Annotated in this window: 24 protein-coding genes; 8 read left to right on the top strand and 16 right to left on the bottom strand. The window is 74.5% G+C overall.

Going from position 1 to position 16,865, the window contains the following annotated elements:
- Positions 1–266 precede the first annotated feature (266 nt).
- The 4 genes from ACFY61_RS15635 to ACFY61_RS15650 form a co-directional block, all read right to left on the bottom strand.
- Positions 267–440 (bottom strand): hypothetical protein, encoded by a 174-nt coding sequence (locus ACFY61_RS15635; RefSeq protein ID WP_389471954.1) that lies wholly within the window; start codon positions 438–440, stop codon positions 267–269.
- Positions 441–492: 52 nt separating this feature from the next.
- Positions 493–1,137: a dihydrofolate reductase family protein gene (locus tag ACFY61_RS15640; RefSeq protein ID WP_389471956.1), complete on the bottom strand. Its 645-nt coding sequence runs from the start codon at positions 1,135–1,137 to the stop codon at positions 493–495.
- 78 nt (positions 1,138–1,215) lie between these two features.
- Positions 1,216–1,692, bottom strand: coding sequence for an SRPBCC family protein (locus ACFY61_RS15645; protein ID WP_389471959.1), 477 nt, complete (start codon positions 1,690–1,692; stop codon positions 1,216–1,218).
- 119 nt (positions 1,693–1,811) lie between these two features.
- A complete protein-coding gene (locus ACFY61_RS15650) occupies positions 1,812–2,183 on the bottom strand; it encodes a hypothetical protein (protein WP_389471960.1) in 372 nt (123 codons plus the stop codon).
- 429 nt (positions 2,184–2,612) lie between these two features.
- Here ACFY61_RS15650 and ACFY61_RS15655 point away from each other — a divergent pair, with 429 nt between their 5' ends.
- From ACFY61_RS15655 to ACFY61_RS15665, 3 genes are all read left to right on the top strand, one after another.
- Entirely contained in the window at positions 2,613–3,479 is an 867-nt protein-coding gene (locus tag ACFY61_RS15655) for a universal stress protein (RefSeq protein WP_389471962.1), read from the top strand.
- A gap of 141 nt (positions 3,480–3,620) precedes the next feature.
- On the top strand, positions 3,621–4,940 hold the full coding sequence (locus ACFY61_RS15660) for a geranylgeranyl reductase family protein (RefSeq protein ID WP_389472087.1): 1,320 nt from the start codon (positions 3,621–3,623) through the stop codon (positions 4,938–4,940).
- Between the two features lie 84 nt (positions 4,941–5,024).
- Positions 5,025–5,195, top strand: a complete 171-nt coding sequence (locus tag ACFY61_RS15665) for a hypothetical protein (RefSeq protein WP_389471965.1) — start codon at positions 5,025–5,027, stop codon at positions 5,193–5,195.
- Between the two features lie 105 nt (positions 5,196–5,300).
- On the opposite strand, the gene ACFY61_RS15670 is transcribed toward ACFY61_RS15665, so the two are convergent.
- From ACFY61_RS15670 to gvpO, 8 genes are all read right to left on the bottom strand, one after another.
- Positions 5,301–5,720 (bottom strand): gas vesicle protein K, encoded by a 420-nt coding sequence (locus ACFY61_RS15670; protein ID WP_389471967.1) that lies wholly within the window; start codon positions 5,718–5,720, stop codon positions 5,301–5,303.
- A complete protein-coding gene (locus ACFY61_RS15675; protein WP_389471970.1) occupies positions 5,717–5,947 on the bottom strand; it encodes a gas vesicle protein in 231 nt (76 codons plus the stop codon). Before ACFY61_RS15675 ends, ACFY61_RS15670 begins: the two co-directional genes overlap by 4 nt.
- Positions 5,944–6,888 (bottom strand): GvpL/GvpF family gas vesicle protein, encoded by a 945-nt coding sequence (locus ACFY61_RS15680; RefSeq protein ID WP_389471973.1) that lies wholly within the window; start codon positions 6,886–6,888, stop codon positions 5,944–5,946. The genes ACFY61_RS15675 and ACFY61_RS15680 overlap by 4 nt, the downstream gene beginning before the upstream one ends.
- Positions 6,885–7,376, bottom strand: a complete 492-nt coding sequence (locus ACFY61_RS15685; protein WP_389471975.1) for a gas vesicle protein — start codon at positions 7,374–7,376, stop codon at positions 6,885–6,887. The genes ACFY61_RS15680 and ACFY61_RS15685 overlap by 4 nt, the downstream gene beginning before the upstream one ends.
- Entirely contained in the window at positions 7,373–7,711 is a 339-nt protein-coding gene (locus ACFY61_RS15690; protein ID WP_389471977.1) for a gas vesicle protein GvpG, read from the bottom strand. The genes ACFY61_RS15685 and ACFY61_RS15690 overlap by 4 nt, the downstream gene beginning before the upstream one ends.
- Positions 7,712–7,782: 71 nt before the next feature.
- Entirely contained in the window at positions 7,783–8,499 is a 717-nt protein-coding gene (locus tag ACFY61_RS15695; RefSeq protein WP_389471978.1) for a GvpL/GvpF family gas vesicle protein, read from the bottom strand.
- Positions 8,500–8,503: 4 nt separating this feature from the next.
- Positions 8,504–8,977 (bottom strand): gas vesicle structural protein GvpA, encoded by a 474-nt coding sequence (locus ACFY61_RS15700; RefSeq protein ID WP_389471980.1) that lies wholly within the window; start codon positions 8,975–8,977, stop codon positions 8,504–8,506.
- 36 nt (positions 8,978–9,013) lie between these two features.
- Positions 9,014–9,385, bottom strand: coding sequence for a gas vesicle protein GvpO (gene gvpO / locus ACFY61_RS15705; protein WP_389471982.1), 372 nt, complete (start codon positions 9,383–9,385; stop codon positions 9,014–9,016).
- Between the two features lie 161 nt (positions 9,386–9,546).
- On the opposite strand from gvpO, the gene ACFY61_RS15710 reads away from it, so the two are divergent.
- Positions 9,547–10,644 carry a histone protein gene (locus ACFY61_RS15710; RefSeq protein WP_389471983.1) on the top strand — a complete coding sequence of 366 codons (1,098 nt, stop codon included), beginning with the start codon at positions 9,547–9,549 and terminating at the stop codon, positions 10,642–10,644.
- A gap of 4 nt (positions 10,645–10,648) precedes the next feature.
- Positions 10,649–11,719, top strand: coding sequence for an SRPBCC family protein (locus tag ACFY61_RS15715; protein WP_389471984.1), 1,071 nt, complete (start codon positions 10,649–10,651; stop codon positions 11,717–11,719).
- An 87-nt stretch (positions 11,720–11,806) separates the two neighbouring features.
- Here the strand turns inward: ACFY61_RS15715 and ACFY61_RS15720 are convergent, their stop codons facing one another.
- From ACFY61_RS15720 to ACFY61_RS15730, 3 genes are all read right to left on the bottom strand, one after another.
- On the bottom strand, positions 11,807–11,980 hold the full coding sequence (locus ACFY61_RS15720) for a CsbD family protein (protein WP_389471986.1): 174 nt from the start codon (positions 11,978–11,980) through the stop codon (positions 11,807–11,809).
- A gap of 317 nt (positions 11,981–12,297) precedes the next feature.
- Positions 12,298–12,561, bottom strand: coding sequence for a GlsB/YeaQ/YmgE family stress response membrane protein (locus ACFY61_RS15725; protein WP_389471989.1), 264 nt, complete (start codon positions 12,559–12,561; stop codon positions 12,298–12,300).
- A gap of 136 nt (positions 12,562–12,697) precedes the next feature.
- Positions 12,698–13,300: a Dps family protein gene (locus ACFY61_RS15730; RefSeq protein ID WP_389471990.1), complete on the bottom strand. Its 603-nt coding sequence runs from the start codon at positions 13,298–13,300 to the stop codon at positions 12,698–12,700.
- Between the two features lie 129 nt (positions 13,301–13,429).
- Between ACFY61_RS15730 and ACFY61_RS15735 the strand changes: the two genes are divergently transcribed.
- The 3 genes from ACFY61_RS15735 (at position 13,430) to ACFY61_RS15745 (ending at position 15,534) form a co-directional block, all read left to right on the top strand.
- Positions 13,430–13,633, top strand: coding sequence for a DUF6479 family protein (locus ACFY61_RS15735; RefSeq protein ID WP_389471992.1), 204 nt, complete (start codon positions 13,430–13,432; stop codon positions 13,631–13,633).
- A 131-nt stretch (positions 13,634–13,764) separates the two neighbouring features.
- Positions 13,765–14,640 carry a DUF4232 domain-containing protein gene (locus ACFY61_RS15740; protein WP_389471993.1) on the top strand — a complete coding sequence of 292 codons (876 nt, stop codon included), beginning with the start codon at positions 13,765–13,767 and terminating at the stop codon, positions 14,638–14,640.
- Positions 14,641–14,715: 75 nt separating this feature from the next.
- Positions 14,716–15,534, top strand: coding sequence for an alpha/beta fold hydrolase (locus ACFY61_RS15745; RefSeq protein ID WP_389471996.1), 819 nt, complete (start codon positions 14,716–14,718; stop codon positions 15,532–15,534).
- A 42-nt stretch (positions 15,535–15,576) separates the two neighbouring features.
- Here ACFY61_RS15745 and ACFY61_RS15750 read toward each other — a convergent pair whose 3' ends face one another.
- The gene (locus tag ACFY61_RS15750; protein WP_389471998.1) at positions 15,577–16,761 is read right to left on the bottom strand and encodes a metallophosphoesterase; all 1,185 of its coding nucleotides are present in this window, start codon (positions 16,759–16,761) and stop codon (positions 15,577–15,579) included.
- Positions 16,762–16,865: the final 104 nt, after the last annotated feature.

Here is a 16,865-nt window from a genome sequence, read left to right on the forward strand (position 1 = left end):
GGCGCCCACCGGTTTGTGCCCCCCGCGCGCGCCCCCCCGGGGGGGCGGCCCCCGCCCCCCCCCCCCCCCCGCGGGGGGGGGGGCCCCCCCCGGCCCCCCCCCCCCCCGGCCCGACCTGCCCGCCGGGCCCACCCCCGTTCCGGCCCGGCGGACCAGCTCTACCAACGAACTGATCATTTCCGGCCACACTAGCCCCGCCGCGCCGCCGGAAACCACGCCCTTCCAGCCCATTACTGACCACTGTGCGACGCAACCATCAGGCCCCCTCAGGAGTCACGCCACGCGCCGACCACGTGGTCGAGGACGACGGCGACGCGGACCCCGTCGCGGGCGAGGCGGACTCGCCGCCCGGACGCCACGGCTGCCGGCAGCTTCCAGAGCCGCTCCGCCCCGGAGCGGCCGGTCAGGCCGAACCGGCCGGCGATCTCCGGATCGGGCACCCGTCCGGCAGGACGGCCCCACCCGGAGACGCCGGCCGCAGGCCGGCCGCGCTCACTTCCGCCAGAACAGGTGGTGCGAGACGCCGCTCGGGCTCGGCACCACCTCCAGGTGGAACCGGTCGAGCAGTTCGTCGGGCGAATCCCACAGCCGCAGCCCGGTCCCGAGCTCCACCGGCGAGACCGCCACGTGCATGGTGTCGACGAGGCCGGCGTCCAGGAACTCCCGGATGGTGGTGACCCCGCCCCCGAGCCGGACGTCCTTGCCGCCCGCCGCCTCCCGGGCCTGCTCCAGCACCGTGGCGGGGTCTCCGCCGACGAAGTGGAAGGTGGTGTCGCCCAGCGTGAACGACGGCCGGTGATGGTGGGTCATGACGAACACCGGTGTGTGGAACGGCGGTTCGTCGCCCCACCAGCCGCGCCACTCGTGGTCCCGCCACGGCCCGCGCTGCGGACCGAACTTGTTGCGGCCCATGATCTCCGCACCGATGCCGTGGGCGAAGTCCCGGGTGAAGTAGTCGTCCAGACCCCGGCTGCCCCCGGGATCGGTCCGCATGGGCCAGCTCGCCGTGGCGCCGGCCCACGCGAACAGCCTCCCCGGATCGACATGGCCGAAGGGCCGCTCGAAGGTCTGGTCCTCGCCCGCGCCGATCCCGTCACGCGAGACGTTGAAGTTCTGCACCCGCAACAACTGGGCCATGCGTTCCTCCACTGCTGTCGGACATCGGTGGTGAGACTCCCCGGGCCACGAGAACTCATCGCCCACCCGCCGGGCGGGTCAGGGCGCCGGGTGGTGATCGGGCACGGCGTCCAGCGCGATGCCGTGCTCCAGCAGCGCCTTGAGCGCGCACAGGACGGTGGTGAACCCGCCGACGGTGTCGTTGACCCAGCGGACCGTGTCGTCGCCCGAGCCGTCGAAGCCGGTCTCGGTGACCTCGACGAACGTGGAACCCGGCTCGTGCGGCGTGAAGCGCAGCTCCACGGTCGTGGGCTGCTCGTGGTTGCCCCAGTCGAAGCGGATGAGCGCGTTCTCCTGGACCTCCCGCACCCGGACGTCGGCGGAAGCCCCGTACGTCTCCCACTCCCACCGCAGCTCGGCGCCCTCGGTCATCGGCCCGCTGCTCCTGCTGTACCAGAACCGTGAGGTGACGGCCGGGTCGGCGAAGGCCCGGAAGGGCTCCTCGGGCGGCCTGCGGACGACCATGCACGCGTAGGCGGCGGGCGGTTCCGTGATCTCGCGGTGCGCGTTCTCCATGCCCCGATCATCCGCCGCCCCACCCCCGCCCCCCGGTCACGACGCACCCGCGAGCACACGCCGCCGCCCCCGCTCATCAAGGCGGGCAGCCGGCCGCAGCGCCCGGGCTGCTGACCGGATCACCCTGTGGTGGGCTCCTCGTCCCGCTCGCCCTCCGCCGCGAGGACCGTCCGCGCCAGCCGCCGGGCCAGGTCCCACCCCGGGTCGGTGGTCAGTGCGTCCTTGCTCCACCGGTCCGCTCCGGAGTCGTCGCCCATCTGGCCGAACACCTCCGTGATCCTCTCCAGGTAGGGCAGCGCGGCGTGACCGAGCTGCTCCTCCTCCGCCAGGTACGCGGCGAGACGGAAGGCGTCGTCGAAGTTCAGGGCGATCTCGTCCGTCGGCAGGTCGTACTTCTCCAGCCATGCCACCTGGTCCGCACCATCCGCCGCGACCAGCGTGAGGGCTCGGATCAGGGTGCGGCGGCGCGCCGGAGCAGGAGGCATGTCCATCCGTGCATGGTGCCAGGGCTCCCCGGAGCACCGAGCGCCGCATCCCCCGGCCCGACCTCGACCGTACGGGCGCCGGCACCCGGCCGGGGGGTGGGCGGGCACGCCTCCGCGCGCCGTCTTCGACGACGTGCCCGGCACGGCCGGACGGGTCGCCGGGATCACCGCCCCCGACGGGCTGGGCGGGCCCGAAGACGTCGCCGACGTGGTCGCCCTCCTCGCTTCCGAAGCCGCCCGCTGGATCACCGGCCAGGGCATCGACACCAGCGGCGGCCTCCTTTCGGCCCCCGTGGCTGATCGGCGGGGGTCGCGGCGCCGGGGCGTGCATCCGGCGCGCGTTCGCGGGCAGGGGCCGGGTGGCCGGTGCGGTGCAGAGGCCGCCGGCGGCGGCCCGCCCGCGCCGGCACGCGCCCGGCCGGGAGGAGGGACGACATGGCGCCCCAGGTCGTCGTGGGTGTCGACGGCACTCCCGAGAGTGCCGCGGCAGTGGCGTGGGCCGCCGATGAGGCGGCACTGCGCCGCGTGCCGCTCTGCGTGATGCACGTCGAGGAGTGGACGGCCACCCGCAAGGTCCCCCGCGAGTGCGCCCGGTCCCTCGCGGGCCGCTCCACGGCACTCCTCCATGACGCCGTGCGGCTCGCCCGCCAGGACCACCCGGACCTGCCCGTCACCACCCGCTGCGCGGTCGGCCGGCCCGGCCCGGCGCTGCGCGGTGCCGCGGACGAGGCGGAGCTCGCGGTCCTGGGATCGCGCGGCCTGGGCCCCGTCGCCGCGCTCCTGCTCGGCTCGGTGTCCCGGGACGTGGCCGGACGGGCCGGGCAGCCGGTGGCGCTGGTGCGGGCCCGCGGCGTACGCGTACGGCCCTCCGGCGGCACCGGCGTCGTCCTGGGACTCGACCCGGCCGCACCCGCCGACCGGCTCCTCCGCTTCGGGTTCGCCGAAGCCGCCCGCAGGGGCGGTGCGCTGCGCGTCCTGTACGTGATCGGCGCCCCCGCGGCGTACGGCACGCCGTACGGCGGGACCTCCCGCCCCGGCGACGGACGGCGGCACCGGGCCGCGGCGGAGCACCTGGCCGAACGGCTGGCCCCCTGGCGGCGGACGTACCCCGGCGTCGACGTCATCGGCGAGGTCCTCTCCGGCGCCCCCGCCGCCCGCCTGGTCCGCGCCGCGGCAGGCGCCGAGCTGCTCGCCGTCGGCCGCCGGAGCCGGAGACTGCCGCTCGGCCCGCACCTCGGCGAGGTCGCCCGCGCGGTCGTCCGCCACAGCACCGTGCCGGTCACCGTCGTACCCCTGGGCTGACCGCCGCGACCGCCGCGACCGCCGCCCGGATCTGCTCGCGGATCTCCGGCCCCGCCTCACGCTCCGGCACGTGGGGTACGCGGCATAGTCGGAAGAGTGAGCATCGAGCCTGATGACGTGAGCGACGACCCGGGCGGCGACGTGAGCGGCGGCCGCGCCCCCGGCAGGACACCCCCGCCGCCCACGGAGCCCGGTGGTGACGAGGAGGCGGACGTCATCGTGGTGGGCGCGGGCCCGGCCGGATCCGCCGCCGCCGTCCACCTGGCGCGCGCGGGACTCGACGTGCTGCTGCTGGAGAAGAGCGGATTCCCCCGCGAGAAGGTGTGCGGTGACGGGCTGACGCCGCGCGCCGTCGCCCAGCTCGTACGCCTCGGCGTGGACATCGACGCGCCCGGCTGGACGCGCAACCGGGGCATGCGCTGGATCTGCGAGGGCCGGCAGGTCGAGCTCGACTGGCCGCGCCTGGGCAGCCTCCCGGACTTCGGCCTCACCCGCAGCCGGCACGACTTCGACGACCTGCTGGCCCTGCACGCACGGGCGGCCGGCGCGCGCCTGCACACCCGGGTGAAGGTGACGGCCCCGCTCACCGACCGGGCCGGGCGCGTCACCGGAGTGACGGCCGCGCACGGGCCCGACGGCCGGCCGGTCCGCTACCGGGCACCGCTGGTCGTCGCCGCCGACGGCGCCTCCGCCCGTACCGCGGTGGCCCTGGGACTGGACCGCGACGCGCGCCGGCCCGTCGCCGCGGCCGCCCGCCGCTACTACCGCAGCGAGGCCCGCACCCACGACGAGTACCTGGAGCTGTGGGCCGACCTGCGCTGCCCGCCCGGCGGCGAGGACCTGCCCGGCTACGGCTGGGTGTTCCCCCTCGGCGACGGCCGGGTCAACGTCGGCCTCGGCGCGCTGCCGCAGCGCCGCAGCAAGCCGGTCGACCTGCGCGCGGCCTTCGACCACTGGCTGACCCGGCTGCCCGAGGAGTGGGGGATCCGCGAGGAGAACGCCGAGGCGCCCCTGCGCAGCGCGCCCCTGCCCATGGCGCTGAACCGCCGGCCCCAGTACCGCCGGGGACTGCTGCTGGTCGGCGACAGCGCGGGCATGGTGAGCCCGTGGAGCGGCGAGGGCATCGCCCAGGCCATGGAAGCCGCCGAGGTGGCCGCCGAGACCATCGCCCTGGCCCGCGCCCGCCCCGCCGGGCCCAGGCGGGAGCACGCGCTGCACCAGTACCCGGCCGAGATCCACCGCCGCTGGGGACGCTACTACCGGCTCGGCAGCCTCGCCGGGGAGCTGGTCCTGGCCCGGTACGGCTACCGCCCGGTGCTCCACCCGCGCGTGATGGCCTCCCCGCCGCTGCTGCGCGCCCTGGCCCGGCTGCTCACCCACGTCACCGACGAACCGGCACACGACCGCATCGACGCGCTGCTCCACGCAGTGCTGCGCCTCGTACCCCCGTCACGGCGCTGATCCCCGGGCCCCGGCGCCCGGCGCCGTTTGGCGGGCGGCCACGGGGACATACGCCAAGCGGTTCCAGCTTGGAAGGGGACGGACATGATCACCCGCGAGAGGGCGAAGGCAGAGGTCGAACGGGTGGCCGGCAAGGCCGTGCGCAAGGCCGCCCACGCCGTGGGCCGGGAGGACCTGGCGGTCAAGGGGGCCGCCCTGGAGGCCCGCGGGCGTGCGCGCCGGGTCAAGGAGAAGACCAAGGACCGGTTCCGCTGACCTGTGGCGCCGGCCGCTGACCGCCGGCCGCTGACCGCCGGCCGCTGACCGCCGGCCGTTGACCGCCGGCCGCCGCTGGCCGCCGTGCCGGGTCGTGGCGGGCCCTCACCGTTCGGGAGGCGGCAGCAGGGGGCCGAGCGGCCCGAGGTCCAGGTTGAGGTCTTCGAGGGTGAGGCCGTGCTGCGTGCACAGCTCCGTCATCCGGTCGTGCAGCGCGAGGAGGGTGGCGCCGAGTTCCTCCTCCTGCGCCTCGGTGAGGTCCCCGGCGTCCACGCGGCGCAGGGCCTGCCGCTCGATGAGCTGCCGGAGGAGCTCCACCACGGTCAGGACGAGCTTCACCAGGTCCTCGCCGACGGTGTCCGGCCCGGTACGGACCCGCCGTCCGCCGCCGGAGCCGGGCTCCGCCCTGTCGGCCGGGGAGGCGGGCAGCAGCCGGACGGCGTCCGCCATGGCCCCGCCGACCTGCCGCAGGTCCGGGCGGGCCGGCTCGGGTGGCTCCGGTACGGCGGGCGTCTCACTGCTCATGACGGGGCCCACCCCCGGGGTTCGGCCCCCGGCGGCCCGGGACCGTCGGCGGTGGTGACCGAGCTGACGAGGGCGCGCAGCGAGATCCGGACGAGGTCGATGTCCGCGATCGACAGGACGATGTCGCCGGTGATGACGACGCCCCCGGCCAGCAGCCGGTCGAGGAGGTCGACCAGCGCGACCTGCCGGCCCGGCATGACGGCACCGTGCCGCTCGTCGGGATTCATGGCACCGGCGGGACGGCGGGCGGCGGACCGGGGGCGGGGTCCCCAGCCCGTTCCCCGACCGGGTCGGTGACCGGGTCGGTGGCCGGGTCGGGCTCGGGGGCCGGCGCCGCCGCGAAGGAGTACGGCGCCCACGGGCCGGTCACCTCGACGTGGATCCCCGGCAGGTCCTCCACCGCGCCGAGCACGCCCGCCCGGAACGCGTCGGCCTGGGAGTCGGACACGAGGAAGGCGTCGTTGAGGACGTTCTCGCCCCCCTCCGCCCCGGCCGCCGACTGCGCGGCCAGCGGCCCGCTCTGCGGGGGATGGTGCACCTGCCGGGCCGCGCAGCGGCGGCCGAGCTCGGCGATGCGGTCCGCGGCCAGCCGCGCCTGCCGGTAGTGGTCCTCGCGGGCGTCCTGCTGGGCGCGGCGGGCCCGCAGGTAGGACCGGCCCGGGCCGGCCGGGGCGGGCGCGGCGCCGGCGGAGTCGGTGCCGCCGGCGGGAGCCGCGCCGCCGGGGCGCACGTACACCTTCACGCCGTACTCGGTGTGGGCGCTGAGTTCGGCCAGCTGCGTGGCGAACTCCTGGCCCTGACGCTGGAGGGCCCGGAGGGCCCGGACGCGGTCCTGGTAGAGGGTGGCCATCCGCAGGGGCAGGACGGTGGTGTGCGCGGCGAGGGTCTCGATGACGTGGTGGTGCGCACGGGCGGTGTCCTCCAGCCACCGCAGGTCCTCGAACCGGCGTTTGAGCACGTCCTCCGCCCAGTCCGCCCCGGGGACGTCGCTGACCACGAAGGCGACCGGCGCTCCCACCGCCCCGTCCGGCGGGGTGAGCAGGGTGACGGGACTGCCGGCCACGCCGGCGAGGCCGGGCAGCAGCCCGTCCAGTACGGGTGCCGGGGGAGTGACGGCGTACACGTAGGTGAGCGTCGCCGCGGTGGGGCCGGTGGCGGGGGCGTTCACGGCCCGCTCCTCCGCTTCGGGCCGCCGCCGGCGCGTCGCTGCTCCCGCCGCCCGTCCGCGTCCGCGTCCGCATCGGCATCCGCATCCGCGTCCGCCCGCGCCTGCGCGCGCGTGTGCGCCTCCGCGTCCAGGACGTCGGGCGGCACTTCGTACGTCGTGAGCCGTTCCCGGCGCAGCTGCGCGAGCTCCTCGCGCAGCCGCTCGTTCTCGGCGGCCAGCGACCGGCCCGCGTGCCGGGAGGACAGCGACGGGTCGTGCTCCCACCAGTCGATGCCCATCTCCTTGGCCTTGTCGACCGACGCGATCAGGATCCGCAGCTTGATGGTCAGTAGCTCGATGTCGAGCAGGTTGATCCGGATGTCACCGGCGATGACGATGCCCTTGTCCAGCACCCGCTCCAGGATGTCGGCCAGGCTGGCCGAGGAGCTCGGCGGGTAGCCCGCCATCGGCGGACCGGAGCCGAACCTGCGGTCCAGGGGGTTCGTCACCTCTGTTCGCCTCCGTCCGGCGGGTCGTCAGAGGGCAGGCCAGGGTCAGCGGCCGGCTCGGGGGCGAGGTCCGGGGCGGGGCCGGGGGCGAGTTCGCCGCGGCGGTACCTCTCGATCTCCTCCAGCCGTTCGAGCAGCCGGTCCTCCTCGCGGTCGAAGGTCTCCTCGTCGATCTCCCCCTCGGCCAGCCGCCGCTCCAGGCCGGCGAGCTCGGCGAAGACGGGCGCCGGGTCGTAGTACTCGGCCTCGGCCCGCTCCGCGACCCGCTGCGCCACCCACACGACACCGCGGACCGGCATCAGCGGCGCGGTGATCAACTTGCCCAGCAGTCCCATCGCCGGTTGCTCCTCTCTCCGCGACGGCTCCCGCGCCGCGCACGTCCGCACGTCCGCACTTCTGCACGTCCCTAGGCCGCGAAGCTGTACGGCGGCAGCGGGCCGGTCAGCCGGACCGCGACGCCACCGTCGGCCGCCCGGTCGAGTCCGGCGCCCGCCTCGCGCAGCCGCGCTTCGTCCTCCCTGGGCACCAGCAGGGACAGGTTGAGGAAGTCCTCACCGGTGGGGGAGTGGACGGTGTACTCCCGGCCCAGCGGCGCCAGTGCGTCCACCAGCTCGGCGGCCGCCGCCGACTGCCGGAGCTCCACCTCGTCGGCGATCATCCGCCCCAGCTCGAGGGGCAGCCGCGGGTCCTCGGACCCGGCCAGGATCTCCTCGTTGAGCCCGCGTGCCGGGGGTGAGGAGGCGAGGATCTCGCGGAGCAGGGCGTCCTGGTCCCGTGAGGCCTTCACGTTGTACTCGGCGCATCCCCGTACGCGTTCCAGCACCGCACGGTAGGTGGCCGCCTCTTCTCCGAGCACCTGGCGGACGGCCTCGTCGCCGGGCGCGGTGTACCCGAACTGCAGCGGCAGCGGTGTCCCGGATTCCATGAGCCGGTCCTGGACCGCCTGGTGCGCGACCAGGTCCCGCCGCTTGGGCCGGACCTCCTCGTCGACGTCACTGACCACCGCGCGCAGCTCGGGCGTCGACACCACCCGCACCGGCGCGGTACCACCGCCGACGCCGGTCAGCCCGTCGACGCGACAGGGGTGGTCGGGCAGGGTGACGGCGTACACGTAGACGGCCACGGTGTCACTCCCTCTCCCGCCGCACCGGCCGCCGGGCGGGCCGCCGGCGCCGCACGGGCTCCCTCTCCTCTTCCTCTTCCTCCTCGTCGCGCTGGTCCTCCTCGTCCTCGCCCCGGCCGGTCAGAGACTGCGTGACGGCTTCCATCGCGCCGCCGAGCGCGCCCTTGGCCTTGCCGCGGCTGCCGCTCTCGACGGCCTTGTCGAGGAGCTCCGGCAGCTGGGCGGGCGCCCTGCGGCCCGCCTCCAGGTCGAGCCGGTTGCAGGCCTCGGCGAACCGGAGGTAGGTGTCGACACTGGCGACCACGATCCGGGCGTCGATCTTGAGCAGTTCGATCCCGACCAGTGACACGCGGACGAAGACGTCGATGACGAGCCCGCGGTCGAGTATGAGTTCCAGGACGTCGTAGAGGCTGCTGGTTCCTCCGCCGCCGCCGCGCTGGCTGGGGCTTCCGCTCGCCCCCTGCGGCATCATCGTCATCGCGTTTCCCTTCCCACCGTGGCACTCCCGACCGCCTCACGGCCGGTCGACCATGCCCCGGCTGTACCTCCGCGTCCGTTGGTAGGCGATCAGCTCGCCCTCCTCGTCCAGCTCGACCCGGTAGCTGCCCATGACGCTGGTGGTCTCCGGGATCCGCTCCAGCTCGACCACTTCCACCACCGCCTCCCAGCCGTCCTCCGTGGGCCTCAGGGAGGACACCGACTCGGGACGCCGGCCCAGCAGCTGCGACAGCTGCTCGGCAGCCGCCCGCATCGCCGCCGCGGCGCCCGGCACACCGCGCCGGCGGGACGCGGCCGTCTTGCGTCGGGGCTGGTCGGCGGCGGCCTGGTCCTCATCGGCGCCCTCTGGTGGGCGGCGACGGCGGCGGGCCGGTTCCGGCGAAGCCATTTGCTCCCCTAACGAGCAGGAACTCCATCGACTAGGACGCCTCCCCCGCCGCGCCCACCCCATACATCACATTTAGAACTTTCTTCGCATAGCCGGAATATCCGGCGCCAGGACGAGCAGCCGCCCAGCAACGACCGACCAGCGTGGAAGGGGACGAGCTGATGGAGGACACGAGCAAGGTCGCCCTGGCAGCCGCCGTGATCGGAGGCTATGTACTGGGGCGGGCCAAGAAAGGCCGCATGGCCCTGTCACTGGCGACCTACATCGCGGGCCGCAGGTTCGGCCTGGAGCCGGGCCAGCTCATGACACAGGGAGTGCGCAGACTCGGCGAGATGCCGCAGGTGGCCGAACTCGGCGAACAGCTCCGCGGCGAAGCGCTCCAGGCGGGCCGCGCGGCCCTCACCGCCGCCGCCAACCGCCAGCTCGCCGGACTGGCTGACTCCCTCCACCAGCGCACGCTCGATCTGACCCGCGAGCGCCAGGAGCCCGACGAGTACGAGGAAGAGGACGAAGCGCAGGACCAGGACCAGGACCAGGGCTACGAGGACGAGGCCTACGGCGAGGAGCCCTACGAGGACGAGGAGCAGGCCCCGGACGAGGAGCCCTACGAGGACGAGGAGGAGGAACCGCCCGACGAGGAGGAGGGCGAAGAGGAGGAGGCCGAACCGTACGAGGAGCCGGCCGAAGAGGAAGAGGCGGAGGAAGAGGAGGAACCGGAGCCCGAGGAGGAACCGGAGCCCGAGGAGGAACCGGAGCCCGAGGAGGAACCGGAGCCCGAGGAGGAACCGGAGGAGGAACCGGAGGAGGAGCGCCCGCGCCGGCGGGCCCGCGCAGCCCCGGCAGCCAAGCGGACCCCGGCCCCGCGGTCGAGGCGGGCACCGGCGAAGAAGACCTCCCCGCCGGCCGCGAAGCGGACGGCCAAGAAGACCGCCGCCCCCGCGAAGAAGACGGCGGCACCGGCCAAGAAGGCTTCCGCGGCCCCCGCGGCCAAGAAGGCGTCCCCGGCCAGGAAGGCCACGGCCCAGCCGCGGAAGACCGCCTCCGCCGGACGCGGCGCCCCGGCCAAGAAGGCCACCGGCTCCGGCCGCGCCGCGCCGAAGAAGACCTCCGCCAGGCCCGCGGCGAAGAAGGCCGCCGCGAAGCGGACGCCGGCGAAGAAGACCACGGCGCGCCAGCCCGCACGGAGCGGCGGCACCGGGAAGAAGACCGCCGCGCCGGCGAAGAAGACGACGGCGCGCAAGTCGACGGCACGGAGGTAGCGCCATGGCCACCACACAACGTCCCGACTCCGGGAAGCGCTCCCCGTCCCCGATGGACAAGCTCTTCGAAGAACTCGGCGGCTACCTCTCGGCCCAGGCCGGCCAACTGGCCGACAAGACGGCCGGAAAGGTCGACGGCCTCACCGACAAGCTCTACGACGTCGCCGACAACGGGGGCTCCCTCGCCGGCATCGGTGGCCGGATCCTCCAGGGGGATTCACCCCTCAAGGCCGCCGTCGGCAACACCTTCGACTCGCTCGTGGGCAAGGTCAAGGACATCGGCAGCGGCCTGACCGGCGGCGGCAAGGGACGGAAGGGCGGGTCGAAGCCCACCCACATCTTCGAGACCTGCGACGTCGGAGTGCCCCTGCGTACCGCGTACGACCACTGGACGCAGTACGAGAACTTCAGCACCTTCGCCAAGGGCGTTCGCAGCGTCTCCCAGGGCGACGAGACGAGCACCGACTGGAAGGTCAAGGTCGGTCCCTCGACCCGCAGCTGGAAGGCGACCATCCAGGAGCAGGTTCCCGACGAACGGATCGTCTGGACGTCCGAGGGCGCGAAGGGCACCACGCGCGGATGCGTCAGCTTCCACGAGCTGGCCCCCTCGCTCACCCGCGTGCTCGCCGTCGTCGAGTACTACCCCTCCGGACTGTTCGAGAAGACGGGCAACCTCTGGCGCGCCCAGGGCCGGCGCCTCCGGCTGGACCTCAAGCACTTCGCGCGCCACGTGACCCTCTCCGACGAGGAACCCGAGGGCTGGCGCGGCGAGATCCGCGACGGCGAGGTCGTGCGGAGCCACGAGGAGGCCGTCGAGGAAGAGGAAGCCGACCAGGAGGAGCCGGAGGACTACGAGGACGAAGCTGAAGGCGAGGAGGACGCGGACGAGGACGCGGACGAGGACGCGGACGAGGACGAAGCGGGCGACGACGGCGAGTACGCCGACGAGGAGGACGACGAGGAGTACGAGGAGGAGGACGCGGACGAGGAAGGCGACGAGGAAGGCGACGAGGAAGGCGACGAGGCGGCGGACCGGCCGCCGGCCCGCACCCGGCGCCGCAGTAGGGCCCGCTGACCGCCGGCGCACACCGGCACACGCGGAGGAGGCCGCCGCCCTCGAAGGGCGGCGGCCTCCTCGTGACCTGAGGTGGGGCGCCGGGCGTCAGTGCTTGAGCGTGTCCTTGGCCTTCTGCCCGGCCTGCTTGGCGTCGGCCGCCGTCTGTTCGGCCCTGCCCTTCATCTCCAGGCTCTCGTTGCCGACCGCCTTTCCGGTGGTTTCCTTGACCTTGCCCTTGACGTTCTTGCCGGCGTTCTTGACCTTCTTGCTCGTGGCCATTCCTGGTCACCTCCGAATTTCTCCATGGCCGCTACCCCTCCGGGGGCGGACCATTCCTCGTCCACGGATTTCTCTCAGGTTCGAGCTCGAGCCGCTCCGTCACACTGAGTGCGCGGCCGGTACGAGTCGTGGGGACAGTTCGGCCAGGAATGCCGACCGGAGCAGTCTCCGCAGGGCCGTCCGCATGCCCCACATCGTCATGCGCACGCTCCAGACCGTCAGCCTCACCCCGACCCTGCGGAGTACGGCACGCGGCACGCTGCGGGCGGTGAGCCGCCTTCTGCCCCACCGGTGCCTGCGCCGCCCCCGGCGGAATCTCACGTCTTCCTGCCGGCCACGACTCGGTACAGGCCGAGGAGGATCAGTGCGCCGACTATCGCGGCGATCCAGGTCGAGAGCTCGAAGAAGCCGTCTATCGAGTCGACTCCGAATATGACCTTTCCGAGCCATCCGCCCAGCAGACCGCCGGCGATGCCGATGAGAGCCGTCACGATGATGCCACCCGGGTCACGGCCCGGCATCAGGAACTTCGCGATGATTCCGGCGAGCAGGCCCAGAAGAATCCAACCGATGATGCTCATGGAGCGCCTCTTTCACAACCGAAACTCTGTGTAATTCCGTATGCACCGCTTATCGGATTTCAAACCTGGTTGGGCCACTCCCCGGTGCGGCGCGGGGGACGCACGAAGCGCCGCGCCGGGGGAGAGGTGCCATGCCTCACCCGTTCGAACCGCCAGAACCATCCGAGCCGCCGGCAGCGCGCTCGGCGCGCTCGGCCGCCTCCTCCAGGGTCCGCGCGCCGCTGGTGCTCAGGCGCCCGCCGCCGCTCTCCAGGTGGGCGCGGACGAACCACTGGAACTGCTCGAGTCGGGCCAGCTGGCCGATCAGCATGTCCTGGGTGACGAGGTCGAGGTCGTCGGTCGCCTTCATGGCGGCCCGGTGGTCCTCGATCACCCCCGCGTAGACCAGGTCGAGCGCGCCCAGGTGGGCGACCGCGTCGGCGCGGCCCACACCGTAGTCGTCCCAGGTCCGCCCCGCGACGATCGCCCCCGGCGTGCCGACCGGGACGCCGCCCAGGGTCGCGATGCGCTCGGCGGTGGTGTCGGTCATCTCCCGCACCGCGTCCACCTGCGGGTCCAGCATCTCGTGGACGGCGATGAAGTGCGGCCCGACCACGTTCCAGTGGACGTGCTTCAGGGTCAGGGCGAGGTCGTTCAGGGAGTGCAGCCGCTCCTGGAGGATCTCCGCCACCCGCGCGGCGTCCTGCCGGTGCATGCCGGGGACGGTGTGCGGGGCGGCTGCCTGCTCGGTCGCGGTCATGGATCGACTCCTGTTCGTCGACGTGGATGCGTACGACGACCCGTCTGCCCCGGCGAACGGAACCGACACCCCCTCTCTCCGGCGCCCCCCGGCACGCATGGCGGCCCGGCAGTCGGGCAGGCGCGCCGCATGATCCTCGCAAGCACGCTCTCAGCCCAGGCCATGCCCTCGCTCCTGCTGATCCTGGTGGGGGTCGCGGTCGCCGCGATGCTGCTCGGCGCCTTCTGGTGGGGCAGCCGCCGGGTCGCCCGCCGCCGTTCGTCGTCCGCCACGCCGCCCGGAGCGGGCGGCAGCCGGCGCGGGTCCTGGCGGACCCCGGACGACACTCCCTGACTGGCCGTTCGGCCGATGCCGGCACTCCGGACGGCCCCTAGCGTGGAAGAGGACGGAGCGGCCACCGCACCAACCGCGGACCGGCCGGCGTCCCTCCCCGACCACCCCGGCACAGAAGGAGCGTCATGTCCATGCGTGAGACCCGACTCCAGGCCCGAACCGGCCCCCGACTGCCGCGCCGCCGCACCCTCTGCGGGGCCGCCGTCGCCCTCACCGCGCTCGTCGCGGCGGCCTCCCCGGCGGCGACGGCCGGGCCCGCGGCCGCCGCACCGCCTCCCGCGTGCCCGGGGCAGAACCTCCGGACGACGTGGGACGGTTCCGGGACCGCGCGCCAGGGCCGGCCGTCCGGCGAGCAGGAGACAGCGGTGGTCCGGGTCACGAACGACGGGGACCGGCCGTGCGTCCTGGACGGGCACCCGGACGTCACCCTGAGGGCCGGTGGCCAGGACACCGAGAGCCTCCGCCCCGACGGGCGGACCGGACGTCCCGTCACCCTCGCGCCCGGCGGCGCCGCGTACTTCGAGGTGGTCTTCCTCAGCGAGACCGCCGACCCGGCGCAGGCGATCACCCCGGCGGACATGCGCGTCCGACTGCCCGGCAGGGGCACCGGCCCGGAAACCACCCTTCCCTGGCCCTGGGGACCCGTCACCCGCCAGGAAGCCGCGACGCACCCGGGCAACTACACGGGCCCCGTCACGGCCGAAGGACCCGGCCCCAGGCCCGCCGCTGCGGACCGCGGAGCCCCGCCCCGCCCCGTCGACTGCGGGCAGGGACCGTACGGCCTCGAAACCCTGGCGGTCACCCGGCACGGCACGCACGCCTGCCCCACGGCCACCGAGGTGGCCCGCGCCCTGGGCAAGGCCCTCGACGCGGACCGCGAACCGCCCCTCACGCTGCGCGCGGCCGACCGGGAATGGCGGTGTACGGAACGCCAGGGCACGCCCGACCCCCACCTGGAGTGCGTGAACACGCGCGACCGGGCCGAGAAGGTCCTGCTGGTTTCCTGACCCGCGAGACCGGCGGGCAGCACTACGGACCCAGGCACGGGCACAGGAACAGGAACACGAGCACGGGCGGGGCGCATGGCCATGGAACACCTCCACCCCGTAGTGGTGGGCCGTTTCCGTCACCGCGGAGCGGAACTCGCGTACGAGGTCGTCGGCCACGGCCCGCCCGTCGTGTACGCCCACGGCGGCCTGGTCAGCCGGGCCCACGAGGACCGGATGTCCCTGTTCCGCTGGTCGCCCCTCCTGGCAGCGGGACGGAGTCTGGTCCGCTACGACGCCCGGGCGCACGGCCGCTCCACCGGCCGGCCCGTGGAGGCCGACTACACCTACCCCGCGCTCGCCCACGACCTCATCGCCCTGCTCGACCACCTGGGGGTCGCAGGCCCCGTCGACGGCATCGGCGCGTCGATGGGCTGCGGCACCGTACTGCACGCCGCCGTAAGCGCTCCGGGGCGCTTCTCCCGGCTCGTCCTCCTCCTCCCACCCACGGCCCGGGAGACCCGCCCTGCGTACGCGCTCGCCAACCGCGACGCGGCCGCCACCATCGAGCGCGAGGGCGTGGACGCCTGGCTCGCCGGCCGGGGGAACCGTCCCCGGCCCCCGGCCGCCGCGGACGTCGCCGAACTCCCGCCCACACCCCCGGCCGCCCTCCTCCCGTCCGTGCTGCGCGGCCTCGCCCGGTCCGACCTGCCGGCCACGGCCGGGCTCGCCGCACTCCACCACCCGGCCCTGATCCTCGCCTGGGCGGACGACCCGGGCCACCCCGTCACCACCGCGGAGATGCTGGCCGAGCGCCTCCCGCACGCCGAACTCCATGTCGCCCGGACCCGACCCGAGGTGGACACCTGGGGCGAGTGCATCGCCCGCTTCCTGACCCGCCACCCGCCCCCGTGACCACACGGGACACGCCGTCGGGCCGCGCGAACGCGCGAGTCGTCAGCGCGCCGTCGCGGCGGCCCGTGGCCAGGTGGCGGTGTGCGCGAGGTGGGCGGTGCGGGTGCGGGTGTCGACCGTGTACACGTCGACGGAGCACGCCGCGGCCGACACCCCGAGGACCATGAAGCCGCGCGCCGCGAAGTCCTGCCACCGCGCGGGGTGGCTGCCGTACCGCCGCCCGTCGCCGCTCTTCCCGGCCGCGCCGCACACGATCTGCCGGGTGCCACGGCTGCGCGGGGTCGGTTCCAGGACCTGCATCGTGTGGTCGTGGCCCGAGAGGATCAGGTCTGCCCGGCCGCAGACGACCTCCTCGTAGAGTTCCCGCAGGTGCACGCCGCTGGTGTAGTGGCCCACCGTGAAGCCGTCGTACGAACCGGCGCTGCCGTGCTTGCCGTTGTTGACGTACGGGTGGTGACCGAGGACGACCTTCCACGTCGCCCGCGACGCGCCCAGCGCCCGGTCGAGCCAGTCGCGCTGGCCGCGCATGTAGGGGCCGTTCCAGTGGTAGTGGGGGTCGGTCTGCGCGACGGTCGAGGCGACCGGGTTGGTGTCCAGGGCGAAGAACTCCACCAGCGGCGCCCCGTCCGCCCGGGCGGACGGCAGCGCGACCGAGTAGTGGCGTGCGGGCATGTACCAGCGGGGCGAGCGCGCCGAGTAGGCCACCTCGTGGTCGCCGCGGGCCGGGCGGCCCCCGCTGCCGGGGATGAGTCCCGAGCAGTCGTGGTTGCCGAGGACCATCAGCCAGGGGACGTCGATGCCGGCGTTCGGCCCCTCGAACTTCTCCGTGAACTCCGGGTCTCCGGCGTCCTCGGGCCCGTTCTCGTAGAGGTTGTCGCCGAGCCCCACGGCCAGACCCACGCCCTCGGCCGCGCAGACGTCCCGGGCCGCCGCGGCCACCGCGTACTGCTCCGCGGTGCCGGTGCCCGCGTCGCCGGTGACCAGCACCCGGTACTGGCCGGTGCGGTCGGGACCGGCCGGAAGGGGGAAGGCGGCGGTACCGGGCCGGGCGGTCGCCGCCCGCGCCGGGTGGGTCCCGGGGAGCGCCGCGAGCGCCATCCCGGCCGCGGCCCCGGTGAGCAGCGCGCGCCGGCTGAGCGGTACGGGGCGCGCGACGGCGGGGTCGAGGGCGCTCCACTGATCCTCGGTCAGGTCGGGCGCGGGCGGCTCGAGTTCGTCATCGCACATGCTCCGCTTTGTAGGGCGTCCGGGCGCCGGAGTGGTGGCGGTGCCGTGAACACCGCGTGCCCATGACAACGCAATCGGAGGCCCCGCCCCGAAGTGACCGGCGA

The organism is Streptomyces sp. NPDC012888, assembly GCF_042900645.1.
Classification (GTDB): Bacteria; Actinomycetota; Actinomycetes; order Streptomycetales; family Streptomycetaceae; genus Streptomyces.